The 17481-nt window shown below is 52.6% G+C and carries 20 protein-coding genes and 1 pseudogene; 9 read left to right on the plus strand and 12 right to left on the minus strand.

Annotated elements, in window-relative coordinates; all coding sequences use genetic code 11:
- On the plus strand, window positions 1-653 hold a 653-nt coding region (locus tag ABD76_RS19335; RefSeq protein WP_197258797.1), incomplete at its 5' end, for a hypothetical protein.
- 110 nt (window positions 654-763) lie between these two features.
- On the opposite strand, the gene ABD76_RS19340 is transcribed toward ABD76_RS19335, so the two are convergent.
- From ABD76_RS19340 to ABD76_RS19365, 6 genes are all read right to left on the minus strand, one after another.
- Window positions 764-1726, minus strand: coding sequence for a siderophore ABC transporter substrate-binding protein (locus ABD76_RS19340; RefSeq protein ID WP_197258798.1), 963 nt, complete (start codon window positions 1724-1726; stop codon window positions 764-766).
- A 121-nt stretch (window positions 1727-1847) separates the two neighbouring features.
- Window positions 1848-2606, minus strand: a complete 759-nt coding sequence (locus ABD76_RS19345; RefSeq protein WP_197258799.1) for an iron ABC transporter ATP-binding protein — start codon at window positions 2604-2606, stop codon at window positions 1848-1850.
- A complete protein-coding gene (locus ABD76_RS19350; RefSeq protein ID WP_197258800.1) occupies window positions 2600-3550 on the minus strand; it encodes an iron chelate uptake ABC transporter family permease subunit in 951 nt (316 codons plus the stop codon). Before ABD76_RS19350 ends, ABD76_RS19345 begins: the two co-directional genes overlap by 7 nt.
- Window positions 3540-4493, minus strand: coding sequence for an ABC transporter permease (locus ABD76_RS19355; protein ID WP_197258801.1), 954 nt, complete (start codon window positions 4491-4493; stop codon window positions 3540-3542). Before ABD76_RS19355 ends, ABD76_RS19350 begins: the two co-directional genes overlap by 11 nt.
- A gap of 347 nt (window positions 4494-4840) precedes the next feature.
- Window positions 4841-6019, minus strand: coding sequence for a dicarboxylate/amino acid:cation symporter (locus ABD76_RS19360; protein WP_197258815.1), 1179 nt, complete (start codon window positions 6017-6019; stop codon window positions 4841-4843).
- 178 nt (window positions 6020-6197) lie between these two features.
- On the minus strand, window positions 6198-6467 hold the full coding sequence (locus ABD76_RS19365) for a YqkE family protein (RefSeq protein ID WP_197258802.1): 270 nt from the start codon (window positions 6465-6467) through the stop codon (window positions 6198-6200).
- Between the two features lie 487 nt (window positions 6468-6954).
- Between ABD76_RS19365 and ABD76_RS19370 the strand changes: the two genes are divergently transcribed.
- Window positions 6955-7428 carry a DUF4188 domain-containing protein gene (locus ABD76_RS19370; RefSeq protein ID WP_197258803.1) on the plus strand — a complete coding sequence of 158 codons (474 nt, stop codon included), beginning with the start codon at window positions 6955-6957 and terminating at the stop codon, window positions 7426-7428.
- A gap of 58 nt (window positions 7429-7486) precedes the next feature.
- On the opposite strand, the gene infC is transcribed toward ABD76_RS19370, so the two are convergent.
- Window positions 7487-7975: a translation initiation factor IF-3 gene (infC, locus tag ABD76_RS19375; protein WP_197258804.1), complete on the minus strand. Its 489-nt coding sequence runs from the start codon at window positions 7973-7975 to the stop codon at window positions 7487-7489.
- Window positions 7976-8038: 63 nt separating this feature from the next.
- Between infC and ABD76_RS19380 the strand changes: the two genes are divergently transcribed.
- The 4 genes from ABD76_RS19380 (at window position 8039) to ABD76_RS19395 (ending at window position 11622) form a co-directional block, all read left to right on the plus strand.
- A complete protein-coding gene (locus ABD76_RS19380; RefSeq protein WP_197258805.1) occupies window positions 8039-8371 on the plus strand; it encodes a hypothetical protein in 333 nt (110 codons plus the stop codon).
- 597 nt (window positions 8372-8968) lie between these two features.
- Window positions 8969-9421 carry a GNAT family N-acetyltransferase gene (locus ABD76_RS19385; RefSeq protein ID WP_197258806.1) on the plus strand — a complete coding sequence of 151 codons (453 nt, stop codon included), beginning with the start codon at window positions 8969-8971 and terminating at the stop codon, window positions 9419-9421.
- A 226-nt stretch (window positions 9422-9647) separates the two neighbouring features.
- Window positions 9648-10316: a DUF559 domain-containing protein gene (locus ABD76_RS19390; RefSeq protein WP_197258807.1), complete on the plus strand. Its 669-nt coding sequence runs from the start codon at window positions 9648-9650 to the stop codon at window positions 10314-10316.
- Window positions 10317-10554: 238 nt separating this feature from the next.
- The gene (locus tag ABD76_RS19395; protein ID WP_242069652.1) at window positions 10555-11622 is read left to right on the plus strand and encodes a glycosyltransferase; all 1068 of its coding nucleotides are present in this window, start codon (window positions 10555-10557) and stop codon (window positions 11620-11622) included.
- Between the two features lie 962 nt (window positions 11623-12584).
- On the opposite strand, the gene ABD76_RS19400 is transcribed toward ABD76_RS19395, so the two are convergent.
- The 4 genes and pseudogenes from ABD76_RS19400 to ABD76_RS19415 form a co-directional block, all read right to left on the minus strand.
- The gene (locus ABD76_RS19400; protein WP_197258808.1) at window positions 12585-13133 is read right to left on the minus strand and encodes a hypothetical protein; all 549 of its coding nucleotides are present in this window, start codon (window positions 13131-13133) and stop codon (window positions 12585-12587) included.
- A 27-nt stretch (window positions 13134-13160) separates the two neighbouring features.
- Window positions 13161-13457, minus strand: a pseudogene (locus ABD76_RS19405) (DUF6509 family protein).
- Window positions 13458-13545: 88 nt separating this feature from the next.
- Entirely contained in the window at window positions 13546-13740 is a 195-nt protein-coding gene (locus ABD76_RS19410) for an SH3 domain-containing protein (RefSeq protein WP_197258809.1), read from the minus strand.
- Window positions 13741-13842: 102 nt separating this feature from the next.
- The gene (locus ABD76_RS19415; protein ID WP_197258810.1) at window positions 13843-14454 is read right to left on the minus strand and encodes a TetR/AcrR family transcriptional regulator; all 612 of its coding nucleotides are present in this window, start codon (window positions 14452-14454) and stop codon (window positions 13843-13845) included.
- 104 nt (window positions 14455-14558) lie between these two features.
- On the opposite strand from ABD76_RS19415, the gene cyoE reads away from it, so the two are divergent.
- A complete protein-coding gene (gene cyoE / locus ABD76_RS19420) occupies window positions 14559-15470 on the plus strand; it encodes a heme o synthase (RefSeq protein WP_197258811.1) in 912 nt (303 codons plus the stop codon).
- A gap of 357 nt (window positions 15471-15827) precedes the next feature.
- Here the strand turns inward: cyoE and ABD76_RS19425 are convergent, their stop codons facing one another.
- Window positions 15828-16397 (minus strand): ABC transporter permease, encoded by a 570-nt coding sequence (locus ABD76_RS19425; RefSeq protein WP_197258812.1) that lies wholly within the window; start codon window positions 16395-16397, stop codon window positions 15828-15830.
- A 233-nt stretch (window positions 16398-16630) separates the two neighbouring features.
- Between ABD76_RS19425 and ABD76_RS19430 the strand changes: the two genes are divergently transcribed.
- Together ABD76_RS19430 and ABD76_RS19435 are read left to right on the plus strand one after the other, a co-directional pair.
- Complete coding sequence (locus tag ABD76_RS19430; RefSeq protein WP_197258813.1) at window positions 16631-17038, plus strand: hypothetical protein; 408 nt, start codon at window positions 16631-16633, stop codon at window positions 17036-17038.
- Window positions 17031-17474 (plus strand): integrase core domain-containing protein, encoded by a 444-nt coding sequence (locus tag ABD76_RS19435; RefSeq protein ID WP_197258814.1) that lies wholly within the window; start codon window positions 17031-17033, stop codon window positions 17472-17474. Before ABD76_RS19430 ends, ABD76_RS19435 begins: the two co-directional genes overlap by 8 nt.
- The last annotated feature ends 7 nt before the right edge of the window (window positions 17475-17481 follow it).

Genomic DNA, 17481 nt, shown 5'->3' on the forward strand with positions numbered 1-17481 from the left:
TGAAGACCGCGGCCGCTAAACCAAAGGCTGAAAGCGAAGGGGAGAAACTAGAAAAAGAAGAGATAGCTAGAATCAACGAATTATTGAAAAAAAATCCGTTTGATAACTATCTGACATATAGCAGTTTTCAACCAAAGGGCCGCGAAGTTTGGGGGTACAGCAACGGCAAGGGTGGCTATGATAAATATGAGGACTATCTGAAGAAAGTATCCAGTGTGAAGGAGGCGAGGCCGCAACAACCTGCTGACTTGCCAGAGGGCTATACCTTCGAAGAGGCACAAATTATTGGTCCGCACATCATTGAATATACCGAAGAAATGAAAGCCGAAGCTAAAAAATTAGGGAAGAAGATATATTCCAAAAAGGTTGACTGGACATATACCAACTATATCGTGTTAACGTACACGAATGGAGAGGATTATATCCAATTGACGAGTTCACGCCTTGAAAATAAAGACGGGAAAGCAAAAGTGAAAGAAAAAGATTATGTTTATACATCCGCTGAGGACATGACAAAGAAACATCACATGCAACTCGGCAATACGCTTAGCTGGAAAGAAGGTGGTAAAGGTTTTTCAATCTCAACCAATCCGGACAATCCATTGACGAAGGAAGACCTGATCAAGCTGGCGAAAACGGCAGTAAAAAAATAGCGTTGTAACCGGAATGATTGTAGAAATGATGAAGTTATAATAGCAAAACAAACCGGGACGCACGAGGCGCCCCGGTTGCCGTTCCGGCTTAACTGCAAGCCGACGATTGCTTATTGAATGGCCGCTCCGACTTCTTGCACCATGGCTTCGACGGAGACGAGGCCGCCGCCGGACAGATACCAGTAGCTCGGATCGAGGTAAACGATATGCCCTTCCTTGTAAGCTTTGGTCTTCATGACCAGTTCGTTCTCTACGACTTGCTTCGCAGACGATTCGCCGCCGACGACGGCGCCTCTATCGATGACGAACAGATAGTCCGGATCCTTCTCCACAATATATTCGAAGGACACAGGATCTCCGTGAGTCGATGTTTTAATGTCTGGATCTACTGGCGTGAAGCCGAACACGTCATGGATAATGCCGAACCGGGAGCCGGTGCCATAGGCGCTGATTTTGCCGTCATTCGCCAATATGATAAGCGCGTTTTTGTTCGCCGCTGTCACTTTCTCATTTAATTGCTTAATGTCCGTATCAATCTTCGCTAACTCCGCCTGCACTTCGGATTCTTTGCCGAAGATTTTGCCGAGCGTCTCCGCGTTCTCTTTGAAGGACTCCATATAACGGTTCGTGTCGATATCCATATAGATTGTCGGCGCGATGGCCTTGAACTCTTCATACGACGACGCTTGTCTGCCGGCAATGATGATCAGGTCCGGCTTCAGGCCATGAATCGTCTCGAAGTCCGGTTCCTTCAGTCCGCCCGCATTCACATACTTCTCGTCTTCGAATTTTTTCAAGTAAGGAGGCAGGTTGTTCTTCGGCAGCGCCGCGATCTCCACGCCCAGCTTATCCAAGGAATCGACGACTCCATAGCTGAATACAACGACTTTGGACGGGTTCTTCTTCACCGGCGTTTCGCCCAGCTCATGCTTAATTACGATTTCTTCCGCCGTGTTGTTCGCTTCGGCTCCAGTAGGTGTCGTACCATTGCTGCTGTCTGTCTTATTGGAACCACATGCTGCAACGAGGGTTGCCATCATGGCTATAACCAGAATTAGGACTGTTTTCTTCAATTTCTTTCACCTCTACCACATATTTTGAAAATATATTTATCGCCGTTAATATCACAAATTCGTACTATTATGGCACGACAATGCGATATTACCGAACGGTGTGACCCCTTTTTGTGTCGAGCTATGCATAATAAACGCAGATCTTGTTATCATTGAAGTTCTCGATGCTCATGTCCATATCATAAATGTCATGGAGAACCGCGCTGTCGATAATGTCATCGGTCGATCCCTCCTTGATGACTTTACCGTTCTTCAACGCCACGATATAGTCGGAATAGCAGGAGGCAAAGTTGATGTCGTGAATGACGATGACAATCGTTTTGCCCAGCTCATTGACGAGTCTGCGCAATATTTTCATAATCTGAACGGAATGCTTCATATCCAGATTGTTCAGCGGTTCGTCCAGCAAAATGTACTCCGTGTTCTGGGCGATGACCATCGCGATATAAGCCCGCTGCTTCTGCCCTCCGCTCAACTGATCCAGGTACTTGTGCTGCATCTCGGCAAGCCCCATATATTCAATCGCTTCATCGACGTACTTCCAGTCTTCGTCGGACAATCTCCCCTGCGAATAAGGGAAGCGGCCGAAGGAGACCAGCTCCCGAATCGTGAGCCGCAGATTGATATGGTTCGACTGCTTCAGAATCGAAATCTTCTTCGCCAGCTCCTTGCTGTCCCACTGGCTGATTTCTTTCCCGTCAATGAACACTTCTCCGCAATCCTTCGAAATGAGTCGGCTTATGATAGACAGCAGCGTACTTTTGCCTGCGCCATTCGGACCGATGAAGGACGTAATTTTTCTTTTGGCAATGGTAACCGAGATGTCCTCGATCACGTTTTTGCCGCCATATTGTTTGGATACTCCTCTTACTTCTACCATGATTTGTTCTCCTTCAATAGAAGATAAATAAAGTAGACCCCGCCGACGAAATTGATGATGACGCTAAGCGTCGTGGAGAAGGTGAATATCCGCTCCACAATGAGCTGGCCGCCCACAAGGGCGATAATGCTGATGAGGACGGAGCCGGCGATAAGATAACTGTGCCGGTACGTCTTCAGAAACTGATACGTTACGTTTACGACGAGCAAGCCGAGAAAGGTAATCGGCCCGACAAGCGCCGTGGAAATAGAGATAAGTACAGCGACGATAAAGAGCAGCCGCTTCACGACATAGTCGTAATTGACGCCGAGATTGATCGCCTGCTCCCTGCCCAGCGCCAGCACATCCAAATACTTGATGAAGCGAAGAAAGTAGAGCGTGACGAGCAGAAGCAGGACGCCTCCCATAAGCAGCAGCTTCGTGTTGATATGGTTGAAGCTGGCGAACATTTTGTCCTGCACGATCATGAACTCGGCCGGATCAATCAGAACCTGCATGAAGGTGGACATGCTTCCGAAAAAAGTGCCAAAAATAATGCCAATAAGCAGCAGGAAGTATATGTTCTGATTCTCGCCCTTGAATATAAGCTTGAACAGCAAGCCCGAGAATACAACCATAAGTCCGACGGACACCAGGAAGTCGACATTGCTGTTCATCATCATCAGCGTCTTCGAGCCAAATACGAAGATGACGATGGTCTGAATCAGCATATACAGCGAATCCAGGCCCAATATGCTCGGTGTCAGTATGCGGTTGTTTGTAATCGTCTGGAATACGGTTGTGGCAAATGCGATCGAAGCGCCGGTCAGCACAATCGCCAGTACTTTGATTGTTCTTTTCGGCAGCACGTAGTCCCAGTTGTCCCCCAGCTTGAAGAATAGGAACAACCCGATAAGCGCAAGAGCAAGGACAGCAAGAACCCCCGTTTTCGCTTTATAACCCATGTGCCCTTCTCCTCATTATCATATAGACGAAAATGGCGCTTCCGATGACGCCGACGGTCAAGCTGATCGACAACTCATACGGAAAGATGATGATGCGCCCCAAAATATCGCAGAACAGAACGAATACTGCCCCGAGAAGCGCGGTATGCGACAAGCTATTTTTCAAATTATCGCCTCTGTAAATGGAGACGATATTCGGAATAATCAGACCCAGGAAAGGTATCGTCCCTACCGTGAGCACCACCGTGCATGTCACAAGCGCCACCAGGATCAAGCCGATATTGACGACGCGCTTGTAGTTGAGTCCGAGATTTTTTGAGAAATCCTCGCCCATCCCCGCTACCGTGAACTTATTCGCATACAGATATGCAACCACGATAAGCGGAATGCTGATGTACAGCAGCTCATAGCGCCCCTTGATAATCATCGAAAAGTCGCCTTGGAGCCATGAGGACATGTTCTGAATCAAATCATACTTGTACGCGAAAAAGGTGGAAATGGAACTGATGATATTCCCGAACATCAATCCGACGAGCGGAATGAAGATGGTGTCTTTGAATTTGATCCGATCCAGTATTTTCATGAACAGCATCGTCCCTGCCAAAGCGAAGACGAACGCAACGAGCATCTTCACCAACGGACTCGACGACGTGAACAGCATCAAGGAGACGAGTATCCCCAAGCGGGCCGAGTCAAGCGTCCCTGCCGTCGTGGGCGAGACGAACTTGTTCCGGCTGAGCTGCTGCATAATCAGACCGCATATGCTCATGCTGACCCCGGCGAGAATGATGCTGATAAGCCTTGGCACCCGGCTGACGAGAAACGTATGAACCTTGTCGTCGTTCAGATTGAACAAATCCCACGGCTTGATGTCTATGACCCCGATAAACAGGGAGATGAAGGCAAACAGGATAAGCGCAATAACCAGATATCTCTTCTTCATGTCTCGTTCCTTAGAAATCAGAGTATAGGCGTTCCGGATGTATGGTCTGCATTCCCCATGTTCACCCGCATGTATAATAATGATATTCATTATCATTAACACGTTGTAACAGTTATGATTATAGCGTTTCCCTCGGGAAAGTCAATGGATTTGGCCAAAATAATTGATTATCGTTCTCAATTAGAATCATTATTATCATGAAATAATTTGATAATCCTGAGTCGCGGGGATGCCGGCCACAAGGAGCCAAGCAGCTGATATTCCCGCCTGACCGGCTTCACTTCAGAAAAAAGCCCGGTGAACGCATCACCGGGCTCCTCTTTTCCAATCAACAATATCATTATGGACTAGCTGACAGACGGTTCTTGGCGGCCCCGCTTCTTCTTCACAGCATGAATGATCTGGGCAATCGCACCGTCTCCGGTTACGTTGGCTGCCGTTCCGAAGCTGTCCTGAGCGATGTAGAGCGCGATCGCGAGGCTAACCATGGCCTCATCGAAGCCGAGCATCGACTGGAACAAGCCGATGGCCGCCATCACTCCGCCGCCTGGAACGCTGGGAGCGGCGACCATCGCGATGCCAAGCATGAATATGAAAGGCACCATGGTGCCCACCGTCAGCGGCACGCCATGAATGTAGAGTATGGCGCTCGCGACCGAAGTAATCGTCACCGCCGATCCGGTAATATGAATCGTCGCACATAACGGCACGACAAAGTTCGTCACTTCTTCGTCTGTCCCGAGCTTCTTCACTTGCTGCATCGTCACCGGAATCGTCGCCGCCGAAGATTGCGTGCCGAGCGCCGTGAGGTATGCCGGGAGCATCGTGCGGAGCAGCGCCAGCGGGTTGCGCTTGTTCACTGCTCCTGCGATCGCATACTGGCACAGGATGATCACGAAATGCATCACGAGTATGACGGCGAATACCTTGACGAACACTTGCAGAATGAACGCGACTTCGCCTGCCTGCGTCATATTCATAAAGAGTCCCGCGATATGAAACGGCAGCAACGGGATAATAATCGCTTGTATCGCCTTAGCTACGATATCCTTGAATTCGAGCGAAGCGGTTAGAAGCGCGTTCGTCTTCACGAAGGTGAGGCCGATCCCGATCAGGAAAGACAAAAACAGCGCCGTCATAATGTCTAACATCGGCGGTATGGGCAACTCGAAGTAGGTGCTGAGCAGCATCTCCTCCGGATTGTTCGCTGCCAGCCCGGAGGCCCCGGACAGCAGCCAGGGAAAAGATGACGACGCAACGCCATAAGCCAGCATCCCGGATAGCACCGTAGATAGATAGACGATAAATGCAGTCAAACCAAGGAGCTTCCCTGCTCCCCTGCCAAGCTCCCCGATCCCTGGAATAATAAAGCCCAAAATAATAAGCGGAATCAGGAAGCTAAGGAACTGACCAAAGACATGATTTAATGTAGCAAAAATTCGTATGAACCAGTCCGGCATAATAAGCCCTGCTCCAATGCCGAGTATAATCGCAATAACAATGCGCGGAAACAACCCCAATCGCATATTCATAGACCTTCTCCCCTCTGACTACCTGAGAAAAACAAGAGCAGTCCTTTGTCTCTCCAGAAAATACAAATGTTCATCTTGTGAGTACACCTCAATATACTAACATATCATGCAGCCACATGACAATGACCAAAAAAAGCCCGATGAACGAATCATCGGACCTTCTCTTGCCATGTTATTTATACTTGCGCCAATCCATGCTGCTGTTGTTCAACAAATAATCGAAGTCATTGTCCAGCCGCTTCTGCTCTGCCGCCCGGGCTTGCTCCGCCTGGCGTCTCGCGTCTTCCTTCCGCTGCGCTTCCTCCGTCTTCAATACATCAGCCTGCTCCTTCAGCTGCGCTATGATATCAGGCCGAAGCAGATCCTTGAGCGTCGCCGGCTTATCTTGGGCAGATTGGGCTTTCCCTTCCGGAGCGGCGTTCCGGCCTCTTCTCTTCGCCATCGCACTCACCTCATCCCCATTATAGCAGAATCCCCCTTATGCGGCACCGGGGGATGAACGGCGGGGAGCCTTGCTGCCTGCGCACGTTGCGCCGTTCGGTCTGTTAGTGGTTCCACAGTAATATATTGCTCATAGAAGGCATCGACCTCATTGTCATTGCCGAGGCGGCTCTGCACCTCACGCTTCCATGTCTCTTCGTCCCGCAGCGCCGGGATAGTTCTCTCATAATGTTGTATCCGTAACGTAATCGTCTGACCGAAGAAGAACGCTCAGAATCATCGTATCGATAGGACCCCGAATCCAATCGTGTTCATCTGCCTATCCAGCACACCCGTCACCGCTTTCCCATTCATTAGGTGCATTATAAAATATATTACTATGTCTGCACAGATACTCATATATGTATAGCAAAATTCCTCGGGCGGAGATGGAATGGAGCGATGCGGCAATGCGGCAGCTGCAACAGAATAGATAAGGAGGAGATACGATGGGAAAAGCAATCTTTGGCGGGCGCTATACGGTAGAGGATAGAGAGCAGGATATTGTCGTCTTCCTGATCGGAATGAGGGTGAACAAATGGCGGGCCGTTCATCAATGGTGGCCGGTCTTTAGAGCGATGCCGCCCATGATTCGCGAACTGTATACGAACCCGGAGCTTGGCTTTCTCTCCTTGGAGACGACCGTCAATCTGAGAACGATATTGCTGGTTCAATATTGGCGGTCCTTCGAGGATCTGACAGCCTATGCGCGGGGGCCGGAGCATTTGAAGGCCTGGCGGCGATTCTATCAGGCGGTCGGGAAGACGAATGCGGTCGGCATTTATCATGAGACGTATATCGTACGCGGAGGCCAGTTCGAGGCCGTCTACGGCAATATGCCGAAGTTCGGCCTGGCCAAGGCGCGGGGACATGCCCCAATCACGCCTCGGACCGATTCTGCGGCGCAGCGGGTCCGGGCTTGAATGAAGACTCCCATCTGTCCAGTTCACGTTCGGATGGGAGTCGATTGCTTAGCATAGGCTATGCTTCCGCACCAGGCGCCGGATCGACCTGTACCATCGCCTGCTTGCCGCTCAATTGAATGCCGGTGCGCTTCGTTCCCGCCGGACGCAAATCCTGCAGCAGCCGTTCGAGGATCTGCTGCGCTTGAGCGCCTTCCTTGCCCTTGATGCGGATGACGAGCTGCACCGAATCTCCGGCGCGCAGAATCCGTTCCGCCTGATTTTTCTTCGTCTCATAGTCATGATCCTCGATCTGCGGCGGCAGCCGAATCTCCTTCACCTTCGGCTGCCGCTCCGCCTTGCGGGCCTGCTGCGCATCCTGCTTGGCCGCTCCCGCTCCAATCAGCTTGCAGGGAGGCGGGCTGCTCATCAGCGACAGGCAGACGAGATCCACCTTCAGCTTCTTCGCCATCGCGAGCGCCTCCGAGGTCGGCACGATGCCGAGCTCTTCCCCATTCAGACCGGTCAATTCGACCTCGGCAGCCCGTATCTTCTCGTTCTTAATCATTGTGAATCCTCCTGCCCATTCGCTATAATGAACCCATATTACCGCCTGGAAGGAGATATATCAATGTCTCGCAAAGAAATCGAAGAACAGATTATCCGCAACTATGAACGGGACGAACAGATGATGATCCTGGTATTCACCCAGTGGTGCGTCAATCATCAGCTCGATCCGGCCGAGCTCTATCAGCAGGCCTATCCGCAGCAGGGCGCCAACCCGGCGCTGCAGCAGGCCATCGGCCTCACGGTCCCGAAGGAAGAGGCCGGCGACATTCCGGACGACACGGTGCTTGGCGTCCTCGCGCTCTACGGCAACGATGATCTGGCCTTCGTCGTGACGGAGGCCATCAAGCATCGGACCGCACGCGCCAAGGCTGCCGGCGGCAGCGGAGCCTCCTGACAGACACCGGACGCCGGATGCTGCGCGCTGGACGCCGGACGCTGGTCGCGAACTAGCCACCCGCCAACTCGCGGCGCTACCGCCGCTCTGCTGATGCAGCAGGAGTCAGCCAGTCATGCTGCGCATGCTGGACGCCCGCTGTGCGGCTCGGGCCAGACAGCCGACAGGCGCAGGATGGATGCACCATGTGCGGCATGGGCCAGACACTCGGCAGGCTCGGGATAGATGCACCATGTGCGGCACGAGCCAGACACTCGGCAGGCTCGGGATGGATGCACCATGTGCAGCACGAGCCAGACACTCGGCAGGCTCGGGATGGATGCACCGTGTGCGGCACGGGCCAAACAGCCGACAGGTGCAGGATGGATGCACCATGTGCGGCACGGGCCAGACACTCCGCAGGCTCGGGATGGATGCACCATGTGCGGCACGGGCCAGACACTCCGCAGGCTCGGGATGGATGCACCATGTGCGGCAGCGCTATCCCCGACTCCCCCATCGGGAGAGGTGAACATTTTCAGAGAAAAGGAAATGTGCGAACCCGCCCCGAAGTAGCTAAAGATAGATCAGTCTGTTGCACCAAAGGAGAACAACACGATGCAAATTCGAAAATGGAATACGGAGGAACAGCCTCCGATGGAATTGCTGCTGCTGGCAGATCCTTCTGCCGAGCTCGTGCACGAATACCTTGGGCGCGGAACGTGCTTCCTTGCGGAACAGGACAGGGAAGTCATTGGCGTCTATGTGCTGCTGCCGACCCGGCCGGGCACAATCGAACTGGTCAACGTGGCCGTCGCAGAGAGCCATCAAGGACAGGGCATCGGCAAGCAGCTCGTCCTTCACGCGATCGAGACCGCCAAGGCGCTCGGCTGCCAGACGATAGAAGTAGGTACAGGCAGTACCAGCATAAGCCAGCTCGCGCTCTACCAGAAGTGCGGGTTCCGAATGACGGGCATTGACCGCGATTTCTTCGTTCGCCATTATGAGGAGGAAATCTACGAGAACGGCATGCTGCTGCGGGATATGGTGCGTCTGGGTCAAGATCTGTAACAGTCGACCAGAGAACAAGATGCCGTGTTCCGGCTAGCCTGCCGCAGCAGAGCGGGAATGCGATGCATGCGACTGCCGCCATGTTGCTCGCCGCTGCCGGCCATGAGAACGGGCTGGTCAAGTAACCGATCCCACAGTATAATCAACGTAAGAGACGAAGAACGTCCCGATCCTTTCGATGCGAAGGGAATCGGGGCGTTTTTATTTTGTGGAAGGAGGCGGTAAGGTGAGTTTTGAAAAGGCGCATGAGGCGTTTATTCAGCACCACTTGAAGAGAAGAACCGGAGAGCGAAGGGGGCGGCTGGAGCGGGGACACCGGGAGGCCGAGAAGCTGTTTTGCCGCAACGTATGGTGGCCCCTTCGGGGTAGCTTTGACCAGTTGCATCCGGAATACGAAGTGCTTGATTGGCGGGGCCTGTCCTATTTCTGCGATTTTGCCTGGCTGTCGCCGCAGGTCAAGCTGATCATCGAGATTAAAGGCTTCGTACCGCACGTCAGAAATATGGACAGGCAAAAGTACTGCAATGAGCTGAACCGGGAGACGTTTTTGTCCGCTATTGGTTTTCAGGTAATCTCCTTCGCTTATGACGACGTCTATGAGCGCCCCGAACTGTGCATGGCGCTGCTGCGCATGGTGATTAGCCGCTATCACGCGGACTCCGCGCCTGTCAGCCTGCACAGTCTGGCGGAACGGGAGGCCATCCGGCTCGCTTGCATGCTCGGCCGTCCGATCCGCCCCATCGACGTGGAGTCGCATTTATGCGTGAACCATCGCAAAGCGGTAAGAACGCTGCAGTCGCTCTGCTCTAAGGGATGGTTTACAACTGTGACCGGAGGGGCAGGCAAATATATCGTGCGTTATGAGCTTAGGCCAGGCGCGCTGCAGCATTTGTAGAAATCCTGCATTTCTACATCATTTCCTATCGCCGATATGGCGCTCTGAACGATTCCTGCGAAAATACATCATTTTAGCGCTCAATGTGCAGTAGAACCAGTAAAAATGTGAAAATCCTGCATCGCTGCAGGATTTTTCCTCAAATCGGCGTTTTGTAGAGAAAAATACTGTAGTTTTGCAGCGACCAAGCATCCGGGCCGGCTTCCTAGATCTGGCCCAGTCCCAGGAAGGCAAGCAAATGCTAGGCGGGAATCCGATCGCGATCATACGGAATATGAAGAAGCTGATTTATCCGATGATGGGCCAGATGCTTGCCGATCTGTGGGCGGCATCCCAAGAAGCCGAAGTACTTATCTTCCATCCGAAGGTATTGGCCGGGGCCGATATCGCCGAGAAGTTGGATATTCCGGTCTTCGCGGCTCATCCCGTGCCCTTGCTTCTGCCAACCCCGCTCTTCACGAATCCTGCCCTTCCATTCGATTCAGGCACTGGCTGGTTGAACCGGATGAGCTATTCCATTAACCGTCTGCTCTCCGCTCCTTTCCAGAATCTGTTGAACCGGTGGAGACGAGAGACGCTCGGGTTGCCGGCACGGAGGCTATTCACCCCCGATCTGCGAGTCAATGGACGTGACATTCCCGTCTTGTACGCATGCAGCCCTGCCGTTGTTCCCTATGATCCCCGGTGGAAGGATCGCGTCTGTATGGCCGGATTCTGGTATTTGCCTGAGATAGAGCCATGGCAGCCTCCTCAGCAAGTAGCCGGATTCCTGCGTCAAGGCCCGGCTCCGCTAGCACTGAGCTTCAGCAGCATGCCGCTGAAGCAGCCGGAACGCATGCTGGCGATGATGATAGAAGCGCTGGAGCGGGCGGGGCAAAGAGGCATTATCTTAACCGGCAATAGCGGAATGCTAGCGGAGAGACAGTTGGATGGCGACAGCCTCTTCCTTATGGAATCGGCCCCCCACGACTGGCTGTTCCCGCATACGGCCGGTGTCATTCACCATGGCGGAGCGGGTACGACCGCTTCCGCGCTGCGGGCTGGCAAGCCGATGCTCGTCTGTCCGTTCGTCGGCGATCAGCCGTTCTGGGCGAGACGAATGCGGCAATTGGGCGCAGCGACCGCCCCTCTCCGCGAGAAGGAAATGACGGTCGACACGCTCAACGCCCGCTTGGAGGAGCTTGTCCGGAACGAGAGCCTGGCCCGGAACGCGCATACACTTGCCCAGACCATAGGGCAAGAGAACGGCCTGGATCATACCTTGCAATTCATTCATCGCAAGCTTGAGCAGTTCAGGCGACGTTGACGCTTATTGCGGCACAGCGCCTCGCTCGCCGTTCCGGCCAAGCAAGCGGCTGCAAAGAGCTGCACCGTCTGATACTGCTTTCGTTACCGCTTCACGGACACCGGAACAAAATATTGGGGACATAGATGACCTTCGCCTCTCTCGCTTATGTGCACAGCTTCTGACACTTCGGACTTCGCTCGACATTAAGGATGACACAGCCGTTCTGCTACAGGAGATATCCGCAGCCCCCCCACAGTACGGTTCCTGTTCGCTTTTAGCCTGCGGCATAGGATTCATTGATTCCCAGACCGCGTATCTTCTTTAGTTTCCGGAATTTCAACATATCTTCTTGTCATTTTCGACGTACACAGGCATAACAAAAAGGGAACTTCCCCTACTTCATTAAATAATGACGAGAGACAAGACGGGACGACGAAGGCGGGACGACGAAGGCGGGACGACGAAGGCGGGACGACGAAGGCGGGATGTGCGGAAGACGGCGGCAGACGGGCAGGACGCTGAAAATGGCGGGGAGACAGGCGCGGCGGGCAGGCCGTGGAGGACAGCAGCGGGCAAACCGTGGAAGAGCGGGTAATGCCGCGGAAAAGGATACGGCAGCGTAATCCTGCGTAAACGCAGCAATTTTTGCTAGTTGAGTTGCGATTGGATGAGATTACTGCAAAAGCGCATCATTTTCGCCGATTTTTGCTTTCAATCCATGGGCATGGCTCAAATTAATGTTCTGCTGCAGGAATTCCTCCAACGGAATAATCCTTATAAGGCAATACTGTATTTCTGCAGGTTTTTCGGGAAGTCGAGCCGTGGAAGGCAGGTGGGGCCGGCTCACCGTAGTGAAGAACTGCTTGTGAGGCGTGCTGCCATAACAAAACGAGCCCTCCATTATGGAGGGCCCACGCGGTCTGTCTCTTCGAACTAGCTCATGCATTCACAATGGCTCTGGCCCGCGCTCTCGCTCCCGGCTACTTCGTCCCTTCGCTCCGGCCTGCGACACTCCAGCGATATGCATATTGCCGCAGCCGCGGATGCGTCTCCTCCGGCTCGGACGCCAACAGGAGGCGCATCTTCCCAATCCATGCCGCGAAGGAAGAGAAAGAGGCGAACTGGTTGGCTGTCTCCGGCGTCACATATAAGAAATAAGGGGAGGGATACTTCTCCGTCAGATGGCGAAGCGCGGCATCGAGCGGCGTATACTTCTTGCGCTTCCCTTCCCAATCTTCGATGGCCACCTTCGCATCGCCTCCACCGCCCCGCTCCCGGACCCATTGCTCCAACCGGTTCACCCGCTTATAATAGGCGGTCGCGGTTCCTTTCGACATTCGCTTCAACGTCTCCTCGTGGGTCGGATACAGCACTAACATTTTGAAGGCATACATCGCGGTATATTCCGCAGCCCGATCGAGTTCTTCCGCTGTGGCATATTCAAAAGAATCGTAGTAAATCAGCGTTCCTTTCTCCTTCTCGACCGGCGGCTCATAGCCATACGGTACGGTGAAATTGCTGCGTCCCATGGCCCCTCCCTTCTGGACGGAGATTCGTTATTCGTCCACCTCGGCATAATGCTCGCTGCAGAACAAGTTCACCGCCTCTATCTCATCGTCTTCCAGATCGAACTCCAAATAGCGGTCGGTCGTCCGCTCATAGAGCTCGTGCTTCACAATATAGGCCCGCTCCGCCTCGACGGCATAGATAACTCAGACGTAGACGCCGTGTTCCGAATACAGTTCATCGTCCTCGAACACGTCGATATCGAGTCTGAATTCATAGCGCCGTCCGGCCAAAATACGGAACGGATCCTTTACTGATTCTATACTATAGTCTGTGATGTTCAACATGATCTCATCCTTTCGCTAGCATTGCCTTCCAGGCAGCTTCCTGCCGCGCTGCCGGTTCCTGCAACAGGGCCCGAGAGCTTCAGCACAATTACTCTATCGGCTCCACATAATCCACGGGAACCCAACCCCATTCTTCTCCCTCTCCCCGCCGGCGCCATACCCACTGGTTCAGTTCCCGGCGCACATTCAGGATATCGCCGCGGTCGACATTCAATTCATGGGCGCAATACGATTCGAGAATGATACTTTCCTGATCCCGCTTCTCTATAATCTGCGCGGGCACCCAGCCCTCCAGCTTCCGGTCGAGCGTATGTAGCGCCAGTTCCGCCAGCCGGGTAAAGAAACGCCAAGCGGAAGCATCAGTGATCTCTGACGCCAGCTTTACTTATTTCTCCTGAAGGGGCAATAGCAAGTGATGAAGAGCCTTCTTATATAAATGGGGGGGCATGCTCTCGTCGCCAATATAACTGAATATGGCCAGGCCATTTTCCAGAGACAGAATCGTCCATGCGATGTCATCCGCCGATAACGGTGTTCCGCCCTTTTCCCTCGACATCAGTTGCTTAATGGACCCCGAAATTTGCGCGACGGATTCCGTGAGCATGCGCGACCATTTGTGGCGCACCGCTTCTTCGCGCATCGCGTACAGCAAAAACTCGATATACAGCATATTCCAAGTCCGGTTTCTCTTCTTCACCGAACCGAAGCAGGCATCCATCGCGTTAATGAATTGGGAGATGGAATGCTGCCGCTCGATGACTTGCCGAATATGACCAACTTGCAGCTGCATCTGCCGCTCCAGTATGGCAAGAAAAAGCTCTTCCTTTGACTTGAAATGAGCATACACGGCCCCTTTGCTAAAGCCCGCATGCTCTGCGATTTTATCTACAGAAGCGCCGTGGAAGCCGAGCTGGGCAAAGATCTCGATTGCCGACTCGATAAGCAACTGCCGCGTTTCTTGTTTTCGTTGTTCCTGGGTTAATCTCCGTCTGCCCATGGTTCTTCCTCCCTCACTTGACAATGATACCATACCCCACTAACATACCATATAGTATATAAATACTAATAAGTATATAAAATTTATAAGGGGAGAGGTTCATTATGCGAAGGGCGCTTGACGTTCCACAGCAAGAGCAGACGCGGACGGCCATATTGGCGCAGACAGTAAAGAGCGGAATTATCAAATCTAACCTGATTCCGATGTTCGCCGGCTTGACGTTGGCCTTATACACCTATGATCTGAGCTTGGTGGAGAAGCTGCCGGCAACGATACTGGCCTTGATGGGATCGGTGTTCGTCATGGGGGCGGCCGGAGCCTTCAATAACCTGTATGACCGGGATATCGACTCCATCATGGAGAGAACCAAAAACAGGCCGACAGTGACCGGGGAAATCCAGCCGGCGACCGTGCTCTGGCTAGGCATCTCCGCGTCTATTCTTGGTCTGTCGTCTTTATATTTAGCCACGCCGCTGGCTGCATTGCTCGGTTTTCTCGGTTTGTTCTTTTACACGGTTCCCTATACGATGTGGAGCAAAAGAAAGACGGTCTACAATACGGAGATAGGCAGCATTGCCGGAGCCATGCCTCCTCTTTTGGGATGGGCCGCGATCTATCCGGATCTGACCCACCCTGCGATTATCGGACTTTTTGTACACGCTGTCATCTGGCAGATGCCCCATTTCTATGCGATCGCGATCCGCAAGCAAGAAGAGTACAGGGCCGCTAACATTCCGATGCTTCCCGTCGTCAAAGGAATCCACAGAACCTGCATGCAAACGAATCTTTATTTGACGGCTTTAATTGTGGCAAGCTGTCTGTTCTGGTCGCTAAGCCTCGGCCTGATGCTGGTCGCATTGCTGTCGAGCGTCTCCTGGCTGTTCCTCAGCATTGTCGGGTATCGAAAAATGGACTCCGAGAAATGGGCCAAATTCATGTTCTTGTTCTCGCTTTTTCATATGACCGTTTTGTTCTCCACCGTAATTATCTATTCTTTGATCGGCATATTGCTTTGAGCGCCGATGCATAGGCAGAACTCTGACGCCGCAGTTCTTCATAGCTGGCGCGATGACGCCGCTAGCCGTGATTTTGATGGTGTTCGCGATGCCGCGGCAGTGCCATCTTCACCTGGCCGCGTCCCGCTTGAACCGCTGGGCTGCGGCCTGACACGCGCTCCCACATCATCCATTACGATGGCACGCATACTTTCGAAGTTGATGCCAACACACTCATCCCGTCACCTGTCTCCTTCGTAAAATAGGTTCATTTCCTCGTGACCAACCATCCGATTCCGCTTATGATCCCGAGTCCAACGGCGCTACATAGGCTGATAAGCACCTTCTGACTTCCCGTTCCCATGAACAGAAGTCCATTTACGATGATTGTGGCAATACACAGGACACAGAGCCATTTCGACACTTGATTCGCCATCCCGCTCCCCCTCTCTGCTTCGTGATAGGCACGGCAATGATAGAATACAGCGAGAAGCCGTTAATTCTTTGACAGACAAGCATCACCACGATAAGCGACGATAAGATCGTGGCCGAGACGGAATGCTTCCGCATGCCGAAGTACAACGGGATCAAGCTCAAAAAGCTTGTCGCCAAGGCGCTCATCGCCATGGTTAGCAGGGAATGGACCGCCACAGATACGGTTAACGGCTCCGGCACGATAGGCGTAACCAGATTCACTACATAGAAGCTGATTCCGACGAACAGATTCCCCGCAATAGCCGCACACAGCGTGAATAGCACCACGATAAGCAGCTTGGCTGCAAGGATCTTCTTGCGGTTGATGGGGTACATGAACAGAAGCGCAATCGATTGGGTGCGGAACTCATCAATGACGATGCGTGCCAGCAACACCGCCGCGAACACGATGTAAGTCGCCCGCATCAGCGTATCGATGATGGAAAAAGCCATCCCGTAGTCGGTTAAAGGCATCTTTTCCTTCACTTCGCCAAAGAAACTAATCAGGCATACGAGAGCCAGAATCATGACATTGGCTATGAGTGCCGTGCGAATATAAGGGCCGGCTAGAGAATTAAATCGTAAGGACCTGGATCAACTGGATGGGGCTAGTATGAAAGCAAGCGAAGTTTGTCCCGACTCCAGAAGATTATGCTGCGCTTGCGAAAGAGAATGAGAAGCTCAAGAAACTCTATGCAGAGCAAGCCTTGGAGAGGGACATTCTCAAAGACCTACTAAAAAACGAACTCTCACTTGCGGATAAGATAGAGATCGCCCAGAAGTATATTGTGCAAGGACACAGCATCAGCTTTGTGCTGCGTGTGCTGGAAGTAGAGCGCTCCACGTATTATGCGCATGTGAATAGATCGCAGCAAGCTCAAGAGACAATCCGCAGAGCGGGTCGCCCCGCACCTGGTTTATCTTATAGACAAGACGGAAAGCCAATCAGTGATGAGCAGATTTGTGAGTGGATCATGGATTTCTTAGCGGGTGAAGGCGCGAACTATGGCTACCGCAAGCTGACCGTGCTTCTACAACGACGCCATCAACTGAAAATAGCGGGAGCTCAAGATCAAGCATCCCAAGCGACTTGCCAACATCCTGGACGTGTTTGATCGCGCGGTCGTAAGCTATCACATTGGACTGACGTGCGAAGCGAAGCATCTCGTTCAGATTACGCAGGAGGCGCTTAGGAAGCGCCAGCTCTTTGACAAGACAGAAAAACCCGTCATACGTTCGGACAACGGCCCACAATTTATCAGCAACAAGTTTGAGGATGCCTGTAGCGAGTTTGTCATGATTCACGAACGAATTCCGCCCAAAACGCCGAATAAAAACGCTCACATCGAATCGTATCATTCGATCATCGAGGCGGAGTGCTACCAGCGACATGAATTTGAATCTTATCCTCAGGCCTATGAAGTCGTGAGTCAGTTTATACAGGATTATAATCGTATCCGCATCCACGGCAGCATCTACGATTTATCCCCGTATGAATATATGGAAGCGGTGAAACAAGGCATTGTGGAGCCGAAGCAGATTAAGGTTTGATAATCGG

This window comes from Paenibacillus dendritiformis (assembly GCF_015845845.1).
Lineage (GTDB): Bacteria > Bacillota > Bacilli > Paenibacillales > Paenibacillaceae > Paenibacillus_B > Paenibacillus_B dendritiformis_C.

What these genes read in the sequence shown, in the direction of transcription:
- ABD76_RS19360 (WP_197258815.1), bottom strand. Translation starts at nt 6,019, where the DNA reads ATGCGATTGGGGTTGTTTCCGCGCATTGTTATTGCGATTATACTCGGC.
- ABD76_RS19380 (WP_197258805.1), top strand. Translation starts at nt 8,039, where the DNA reads ATGTCTCGCAAAGAAATCGAAGAACAGATTATCCGCAACTATGAACGG.
- ABD76_RS19365 (WP_197258802.1), bottom strand. Translation starts at nt 6,467, where the DNA reads ATGGCGAAGAGAAGAGGCCGGAACGCCGCTCCGGAAGGGAAAGCCCAA.
- ABD76_RS19385 (WP_197258806.1), top strand. Translation starts at nt 8,969, where the DNA reads ATGCAAATTCGAAAATGGAATACGGAGGAACAGCCTCCGATGGAATTG.
- ABD76_RS19425 (WP_197258812.1), bottom strand. Translation starts at nt 16,397, where the DNA reads ATGCCTTTAACCGACTACGGGATGGCTTTTTCCATCATCGATACGCTG.
- ABD76_RS19395 (WP_242069652.1), top strand. Translation starts at nt 10,555, where the DNA reads ATGCTAGGCGGGAATCCGATCGCGATCATACGGAATATGAAGAAGCTG.
- ABD76_RS19415 (WP_197258810.1), bottom strand. Translation starts at nt 14,454, where the DNA reads ATGGGCAGACGGAGATTAACCCAGGAACAACGAAAACAAGAAACGCGG.
- ABD76_RS19345 (WP_197258799.1), bottom strand. Translation starts at nt 2,606, where the DNA reads ATGGTAGAAGTAAGAGGAGTATCCAAACAATATGGCGGCAAAAACGTG.
- cyoE (WP_197258811.1), top strand. Translation starts at nt 14,559, where the DNA reads ATGCGAAGGGCGCTTGACGTTCCACAGCAAGAGCAGACGCGGACGGCC.
- infC (WP_197258804.1), bottom strand. Translation starts at nt 7,975, where the DNA reads ATGATTAAGAACGAGAAGATACGGGCTGCCGAGGTCGAATTGACCGGT.
- ABD76_RS19350 (WP_197258800.1), bottom strand. Translation starts at nt 3,550, where the DNA reads ATGGGTTATAAAGCGAAAACGGGGGTTCTTGCTGTCCTTGCTCTTGCG.
- ABD76_RS19400 (WP_197258808.1), bottom strand. Translation starts at nt 13,133, where the DNA reads ATGGGACGCAGCAATTTCACCGTACCGTATGGCTATGAGCCGCCGGTC.
- ABD76_RS19355 (WP_197258801.1), bottom strand. Translation starts at nt 4,493, where the DNA reads ATGAAGAAGAGATATCTGGTTATTGCGCTTATCCTGTTTGCCTTCATC.
- ABD76_RS19370 (WP_197258803.1), top strand. Translation starts at nt 6,955, where the DNA reads ATGGGAAAAGCAATCTTTGGCGGGCGCTATACGGTAGAGGATAGAGAG.